At 67.4% G+C, this 7934-nt stretch carries 6 protein-coding genes; 1 reads left to right on the top strand and 5 read right to left on the bottom strand.

Translation table 11 applies throughout. The features are described from left to right. Nucleotides 1-222: 222 nt before the first annotated feature. The gene (gene cysK / locus QZ294_RS05980) at nucleotides 223-1137 is read right to left on the bottom strand and encodes a cysteine synthase A (RefSeq protein ID WP_297047946.1); all 915 of its coding nucleotides are present in this window, start codon (nucleotides 1135-1137) and stop codon (nucleotides 223-225) included. 284 nt (nucleotides 1138-1421) lie between these two features. Between cysK and QZ294_RS05975 the strand changes: the two genes are divergently transcribed. Further along, nucleotides 1422-1883, top strand: a complete 462-nt coding sequence (locus QZ294_RS05975; RefSeq protein ID WP_297047945.1) for a nuclear transport factor 2 family protein — start codon at nucleotides 1422-1424, stop codon at nucleotides 1881-1883. Nucleotides 1884-1952: 69 nt separating this feature from the next. Here QZ294_RS05975 and amrB read toward each other — a convergent pair whose 3' ends face one another. Genes amrB through QZ294_RS05955 form a run of 4 tightly spaced genes read right to left on the bottom strand, consistent with a single transcriptional unit; the run spans nucleotide 1953 to nucleotide 7667 of the window. Then, nucleotides 1953-2837 carry an AmmeMemoRadiSam system protein B gene (amrB, locus tag QZ294_RS05970; RefSeq protein WP_297047943.1) on the bottom strand — a complete coding sequence of 295 codons (885 nt, stop codon included), beginning with the start codon at nucleotides 2835-2837 and terminating at the stop codon, nucleotides 1953-1955. Nucleotides 2838-2848: 11 nt separating this feature from the next. After that, the gene (locus tag QZ294_RS05965; protein ID WP_297047941.1) at nucleotides 2849-5425 is read right to left on the bottom strand and encodes a response regulator; all 2577 of its coding nucleotides are present in this window, start codon (nucleotides 5423-5425) and stop codon (nucleotides 2849-2851) included. Nucleotides 5426-5451: 26 nt separating this feature from the next. After that, complete coding sequence (locus QZ294_RS05960) at nucleotides 5452-6714, bottom strand: dihydroorotase (protein ID WP_297047939.1); 1263 nt, start codon at nucleotides 6712-6714, stop codon at nucleotides 5452-5454. Next, complete coding sequence (locus QZ294_RS05955) at nucleotides 6711-7667, bottom strand: aspartate carbamoyltransferase catalytic subunit (protein WP_297047937.1); 957 nt, start codon at nucleotides 7665-7667, stop codon at nucleotides 6711-6713. Before QZ294_RS05955 ends, QZ294_RS05960 begins: the two co-directional genes overlap by 4 nt. Nucleotides 7668-7934 lie beyond the last annotated feature (267 nt).

Here is a 7934-nt window from a genome sequence, read left to right as displayed (position 1 = left end):
TGTACTCACGTACATGACCGACAAAAATCGTCCAGTGACGCCGCCAGCGCAAAAAAGGCTGTTTTTGACGGATGATTGTGGCATTACACAAGCTGCCACATCCCGAGCCAGCAGTCACAATAATAGGTCCAGACCCTAAGCACTGCCCGCATGTTGGCAAGCCCGGCCCCTGGGCCGCGCCCGCGCGCGACCGGCGGGGCGGTCTGGAAAAAGCCCGGAGAGCTAGTCCGCGGCAAACAGCGACGTGGAAAGATAGCGCTCGCCGGTATCGCAGGCAAACGTGACGATATTCTTCCCCGCCATGTCGGGCCGTGCCGCCACGGAAAGGGCGGCGGCCACGTTGGCCCCCGTGGAGATGCCCGCGCACACGCCGTCCACGGCCATGAGGCGCCGGGCGGTAGCCATGGACTCCCCGGCATCCGCCAGGAGGATCTCGTCAAGAAGGGAGCGGTCAAGGATATCAGGCACAAAACCGGCGCCAATGCCCTGGATCGCGTGGGGAGCGGCCCTGCCGCCCGAGAGCACGGGCGAGTCCGCGGGTTCCACGGCCATGACCCGGAAGCCGGGGATGGTCTCCTTGAGGCAGCGCCCCGTGCCCGTCAGGGAGGACCCGGAGCCTACGCCCGCCACGAGGACATCCATGCGGCCGGAACTGCGGTGCAGGATCTCCGGGCCGGTCGTGGCGTAATGCACGGCCACGGCATCGCGGTTGGAGAACTGCCCCACAAGCCAGCCCCCGCGCTCTTCCGCCAGTTGCCGGGCTGCGGCCACGGCGGCGGCCATGCCCCCGTCGGCGGGCGTCAGGACGAGTTCGGCCCCATAGCCCCGCAGCAGGGCGCGCCGCTCACGGCTCATGGATTCCGGCATGGTCAGGGTGCAGCGCAGGCCGCGCATGGCGGCCACCAGGGCAAGGCCGATCCCCATGTTGCCGCTGGTCGCCTCGACGATGCATCCGCCGGGGCGCACATCACCGCGCACAAGCGCGCGTTCCACACAATGGAAGGCCACCCGGTCCTTGATGGAGCCGCCGGGATTGCGGTTCTCCAGCTTGAGCCAGACCGTCCCCGGCAGCCCCGCGGAAAGCCTGAGCCGCAGCAGCGGCGTTTTGCCGATGGTCTGGAGGATGGATGTCTTCATGGGCGCTCCGGGCTGAGGCATTGGCGGGGGGAACGTCCCCGCCGGGGGAAAACGGCGGCAGGCGGCGTCACATCCCGTGCGGACGGGTCCGCGCGCCGGAATCAATCTAGAGGAAAGCGGCGGCCACGGCAAATGCGATTTTTCCGCTTTCGCCGCAAAGATCCGTTTTGCCGGTTGACAGACGCGCCGCTTGGCTTTAAAGAATGCCCCGCACGCCCCCGATATGCAGGGAAGGCCGTGCCCGTGGCCGCGCCCCGGGATTTCGTGCGACAAGGAGGACTCCCATGCGATTTTTCCAATTCGTGCCCCTGCTCCTGGCCCTCGCCCTCTGCCTTGCCGGCGGCATCGCGCATGCCAAGGCGGACCCTGTGGAACAATACACCGAAGCCGTCATGACCGGCGACATCCCGGTGCTGGAGAAGCTTCTGGCGCCCAATTTCTGGTATATCGGCGCCAACGGCCACATCCGTGACAAGGAGCACTTCATTCAGGAAATCAGGGATAAAAAGCTCATCGTGGACCGCATGACGCTGACCAATATCCGCGAGACGCGCGTGGGCGAAACGCGCCTGCTCACGGCCAACGGCGTTTTCCATGGCACGTCCGAGATGCCCCGTCCCCAGGGACTCATGCGCTACACCATGGTGCTTGGCGACAACAAGGGCGCGGAACAGGTCGTCCTCTTCCAGGCCACGCCCGTCATCGCCACGCCCGAGTGCAAGGACGGCAACTGCAAGATCCGCTAGGCAGGCCCCAAAATACAGCGCAAAGGCCGCTCCCGCGCATGCGGGGCGGCCTTTTTTGCGTGGAAAGCATCAGGCGGGAACGGATGCGCCCCGCGCCAGCAGCAGGCGCAGCCCGGCATATCCCACGGTCTGCCGCGTATCCCCCGAGGCCGTGGCCGAGGTATCGTGCGCGGTCAGCTCCACGCGCACCCGCCCGAGACAGTGCGCCGCATACAGCGCCAGAGCCAGCGGAGCCGCCCCGCACATGCTGATCCGCTCATCCTCCACCACGCGCAACAGCCCGTCGGCGTCGGCCGCCAGCGCCCGCTCAAGGGCCAGGGCGTCTTTTTGCATCGTCCGGCGCACGTCTTCGTAGTGGTTCATGTCCGAACTGACGATCAGGCCCACATCGGCATTTTCCGGCCTGGCGAGCACCGCGGCAAGGGCGCGCCCCGCGCGGGCCAGCGCCCCGGCATCCCGCGTGCCCACGCAGACGGGCGCCATGGCAATGTCCGCACCGTCCGACGCCACCTGAAGAAAGGGCAAAAGGACCTCGATGGAATGCTCGCCCAGGTGGGACAGGACATCCGGCGCGAAGCCGCCGCCGGAAGCGGCAAGGGCCGCGGCCAGCGGTTCGTCCACGGCAACCGGACCCAGCGGGGTGAGCCATGCGCCGCCGGGCCAGATGCCCAGTTCGCGGCCGCGCCCCGTGTGATTCGGGCAAAGAATGACCAGACGGCGGGGCACGTCCAGCCCGGCAAGCGTCGCCCCGGCCACGGCGCCGCAAAAGACATGGCCCGCGTGGGGCAGCATGCAGCCCCACGGGCGGAAGACGCCATCGGGAGCCGCCCCCGCATCCCCGTCCGGGACGACGGCCGTGGCGCCGGCCGCGAGGAAACGGCGCACCTCATGGCGCAGCGCGTCGGCCGCGCCCGCATAGAACCGTCCCGCCGCCACCGGCTGACGCATGAGCATGGCACTCTCCTTCAGGACGCGGTCCCCGTCCCCGGGTCATTCAGGCAGGCATCGACAGCGCGGTAGAGGTCCTCGGCGCTCATGGGCTTGGCGATGTGCCCGTTCATGCCCGCCGTGAGCGCGGCGGCCACATCGCCGCTGAAGGCGTTGGCCGTCATGGCGAGGATGGGGATCGTCGCCGCATCGGGATGATTGCAGGCGCGGATGCGCCGCGTGGCGGCATAGCCGTCCATGACCGGCATCTGCACGTCCATGAGGATAAGGTCGTAGCGGCCCGGCGGGGACTCCTGAAACTTCCGCACCGCCACCTCGCCGTTTTCGGCAAGGTCCGTCTCCATATCGACCATCGACAGGAATTCCTGGGCGATTTCCTGATTGAAGTCGTTGTCCTCCACCAGAAGGACGCGACGCCCGGAAAAATCATAGCTTTTCCGGGCAGGCGGCGTGCGCTCCGTCCCGGAGCGACGGTGTGAGAACTCCGTCAGCATGTCGCGCAACGCGGAACTGAACACCGGCGTGGCAAGAAACGCATCCACCCCGGCCTCACGGGCCTCGGTCTCGATGGCGCTCCTGTCATTGGCGCAGGCCACCAGCAGGAGGGCGTCCCCCGTCGCGCGGATGCGGCGCGCCGCCGCGACACCGTCCATGTCCGACAGCCGCCAGCCCAGCAGGCACACGTCAAAGGGGGTGCCTTCCTCCTGTGCCCGGCGCAGCCGCTCCACGGCGGTGGCCGCATCAGGGGCCTCCTGCGCCTCCACGCCCAGGCGTTGCAGCAGAAAGATCGCATGCCTGCGGGCAGCCGCATCGCTCTTGACCACGAGCACCCGAAGCGGAACGAGCTGCCCCCCCTGCTCCTGCCGCGCCTCGCCAAGCCCGAAGGGCAGCTCCACCGTGAAGACGCTTCCCTTGCCTTCCTCGCTCGCCACGGCGATGTCCCCGCCCATGAGGGTGACGAGGCTGAGCGTGATGGGCATGCCAAGCCCGGTGCCGCCATAGCGGGCGGCGGTATCGTCCGTGGCCTGCTCAAAGGGCACGAAGATGCGCTGGAGAAACTCCTCGCTCATGCCGATGCCCGTATCGCTGATGGTGAAACGGAAGCGGACCTGGCCGTCGCGGACGCAGAGCTGGCGGATGACCACCCGCACGTCCCCCCCGGCCGGCGTGAACTTGACGGAATTGCCGAGGATATTGATCAGCACCTGGGTCAGCCGCAGGGAATCGCCCAGCAGCTCCTCCTCCGTCACTTCCTGGAGGACGACATCAAAATTCAGCCCGCGCGCCGTGGCCTGGGGCTGGACGACATCCACCAGGTTCCTGATGACGCCGGGGAAATTGAAGGGAGCATGGTTGACGGAGAGCTTGCCACTCTCGATCTTGGACATATCCAGCACATCGTTGATGATGCCGAGCAGGTGCCGGGAAGATTCGCTGATCTTGCCGAGGCAGTCCTGGACGCGCGCCGGATCGTCCTTGCGGTTCATGGCGATGGCCGTCATGCCGATGATGGCGTTCATGGGGGTGCGGATCTCGTGGCTCATGTGCGAGAGGAAGCTGCTCTTGGCGGCGCTGGCGACGCGCGCGCTCTCCAGCGCGTCGCTGAGTTCCTGCTCGTGCCGGGCGGTTCTGGTGCGATCGCTGACGAGGATGATGCGCCGCCCGGAATGCCCCCCGTCCGGTCCCGCGGGATAAACGCTCACGGAAAACACGCGGCCGTCGCGCTGGAAGGAGATCTCCGGCGCATCGGCATCCTCGTCCGCGCCCGCAAGCAGGCTGTCAAGGCGCCGGGCGTCGGCCTCGGGCAGGAAGCCGCGCAACAGGTCAGGATGTTCCCTCAGCTCCTCCGCATCAATGCCCGTGAGCCGCCCGCTGTTGGGACTCACATATTCAAAGTCGCGGGCATCGCGGGCAATGATGAAGACTTCGTCCACATTCTGCGCAAGCAGGCTGAACAGGCCGTCCCGATAGGAGATCTGGCGGTTCTTCTCCTGTTCGCGGCGGTCGGAGAGGACAAGCGCCGCAAGAAGGACGGCGCCGATGACCAGGGAAAGCACGGTGGTGAGGCTGAGGCGCCATGCCATGCGCGCGCGCACGGCGCGCGATTCCGCATCGGCGGAGCGGGCGATGGACTCCAGCGTGGCGATGATGTTCGCCACATGCGGGGCCACCTCCGTGGTGTAGCCCCGAAGGGCGGCTTCCAGGCTCTTGTTGTGCTCCATCCGCTGGGCGAGGCGGGCGCGGGCCTTGCGGCCCTCGTCAAAGGCGATCCGCATGGCCTCGAGCTGGCGCGGGTCCCCCCGGAAAATGCTCCCGATGCGGGCAATGGAGGCGTTCTGCGCGGCTTCCTGACGCTGGAACACCTGCGCCATGTCCTCATAGGTCATGCCCGGCGTGGTCATGAAGGCGGGCAGGCTGTCGCGCATGTTCTGAAGGCCCGCCACCATCTCGCGCGCCTCCCTGCTCACCTCTTCGGGATAGGCATGGACGTAGAGCACCATTTCATGGATCTGGCGCATGCTCCAGCCCACAAAGAGGACATACGCCACCAGAAAAACATAGATGCCCGCTTTCCAGCGCACATGCGTGAGCATGATCTGCCGTCCCCAACCCGCGCGCGTCAAAAGAGGGGGATGCCGCCGAGCCAGTGGTGCCGGACGCGCCCCTGAAGCTCCATGCCGAGAAAGGGCGTGTTCTTGCCGCGCGAGCGCAGGCTCTCCGGCGTCACGGTCCAGGTCGCGTCAGGATCGAACAGGAAAAAATCCGCCGGGTCACCGGGCGCGAAGCCATTGCAGGGCAGGCCGAAGATCTCCGCCGGGCGACGGCTCCAGAGGCGGTGCAGATCGGCCTCGCCAAGGGCGCCCTCGCACACCAGCCCCCAGGTCAGGCTCAGGGCAAGGTCAAGCCCCGTGAGGCCGCAGGGGGCGGCATCCAGGGTCTCGTCCTTTTCATGGGCCGCATGCGGGGCATGGTCCGTCACCAGGATATCCACAAGGCCGGAGGCCACGGCCGCGCGCAGGGCGGCCCGGTCATCGGCCGTCCTGAGGGGCGGACTCACCTTGGCCCGGGTATCGTACCCCTGGAGGCTTGTCTCGTCGAGGAGGAGATAGTGGGGACAGGTCTCGGCCGTGACGCGGACGCCGCGCGCCTTGCCCCAGGCGATGATGTCCACGGTGAGACGGCTGGAAACATGGGCGATATGCACCGGCAGGCCAAGATATTCGGCCAGCATGATGTCCCGCGCGGCCTGGATGGCTTCGCCCGCCGCCGGCTGCCCCTTGACGCCGAGCATGCCGCTGACATCGCCTTCGTGCATCAGCCAGCCACGGGCCAGGTGCGGGTCCTCGCAATGGTCGATGAACACCATGCCGAGGTCCGCCGCATATTCCATGATGCGCCGCACCAGCTCGGCATTTTCCAGCGGGCGCCCGTCGTTGGAGACCGCCACGCAGCCGGCCTCATGGAGTTCAGCCAGCGGTGCGAGGGCGGAACCCTCCAGCCCCATGCTCGCGGCGGCCACGGGGTAGAGGCGCGGACCCCGCGGATGGCTCGCGCGCGCCCGCTCGCGCATGAAGCGCGTCACCGCCGCCGCGTCGTTGACCGGCCGGGTATTCGCCATGCACATGACCTGCCCGAAACCGCCATGGGCTGCGGCATCAAGGCCGGAGGCGATGTCTTCCTTGTATTCGTAGCCCGGCTCGCGCAAATGGACATGGGCGTCCGTAAGACTGGGCAGGAGGCGCAGGCCGCCGGCTTCGAAAAGCTCGCAGCCATCGGGGGGCGCCTGGCGCCCCGCGGGTGTCATGGTCACGATGCGGCCGTCGTCCACAAGAAGATCCACGGGCGCGTCGAGATGCCGGGCATTGCGGATACAGAGCGTCATGCGGCGCCTCCCTCATTGCGCGTGGCGAGCAGATAGAGCACGGCCATGCGGGTCGCCACGCCCGCGGCCACCTGTTGGAGCACCAGACATTCCGGCGCGTCGGCCACAGCGCTCGAGATTTCCAGCCCCCGGTTCATGGGTCCGGGATGGAGGACCCGCGCCCCGGGCCGCGCCCGGGCAAGATGCCGGAAATCGAGACAGTAGCGGCGGGAATATTCGGAAAGATCCGGCAAAAGACCGGCCTGCTGCCGCTCCAGCTGGAGCCGCAGGCACATGACGGCATCCACCCCGGCCACGGCCTTGTCCAGGTCGGAAAAGACCTCCACAGGCCAGTGGTCCACCCCGGCCGGAAGCAGGGTGCGCGGCGCGCACAGCCGCACCCGCACGCCGAGCTTGCGCAGCAGGTGAAGATTGGAACGCGCCACGCGGCTGTGGGCGATGTCGCCCAGGATGAGCAGTTCGCGCCCGGCAAAGTCGTTGCCCCAGATCTCGCGCAGGCTGAAACAGTCGAGCAGGGCCTGGGTGGGATGGGCATGCCAGCCGTCGCCGCCGTTCACCACCCCGCAGGGGAGCAGGTCCGCGAGGTATTGGGCCGCGCCGCTCGACTGATGGCGGATGACGATGACATCCGGGTTCATGGCCTGAAGCGTCAGGCCCGTATCCTTGAGGCTTTCTCCCTTGTTGATGCTCGAGCCGGTGGTGCCCAGAGCGAAGGTGTCCGCCGAGAGGCGCTTGGCCGCCATATCGAAGGAGGTCTTGGTGCGCGTGCTGTTTTCGGCGAAAAACAGCACCACGGTCTTGCCCTTGAGGGTCGGCACCTTTTTCACCGGGCGCCGGTTGATCTCCTGAAAGCCCGAGGCGAGGTCCAGCAGCCGGAACACCTCGTCCGCCTCGAGCTGGGTCACGTCGAGCAGATCCTTGTGCGGCCAGGGGTGGCGATTGTCGTCAGGCATGGCGCGAAGGGCCTCCTTGGCGGGCGGTGGAACTGCCCCGGCCCGCCGGCGCAAAAAAAAGCCCCGCTCTGCGGAACGGGGGAACTGCCGCCGGAACAGCGGAGACAACGGGCCGGCAGGCCCGCGCGAAACGCCGCGCGGCGGCAACAGCATCCGGCATGGTATCCATGACCGAAGTCTAGGCGCCGCACATGGCGTTGTAAAGAAAAAATCCTCCCCGTTCCGGAAGCGGTTGACGCCGCCAGGGGCTTTGACTACCGTGGGCGT

This window comes from uncultured Desulfovibrio sp. (assembly GCF_910584445.1).
GTDB lineage: Bacteria > Desulfobacterota > Desulfovibrionia > Desulfovibrionales > Desulfovibrionaceae > Desulfovibrio.
Note: the sequence above shows the minus strand (reverse complement) of the source record. Positions and strands in the feature narration are given on the sequence as shown.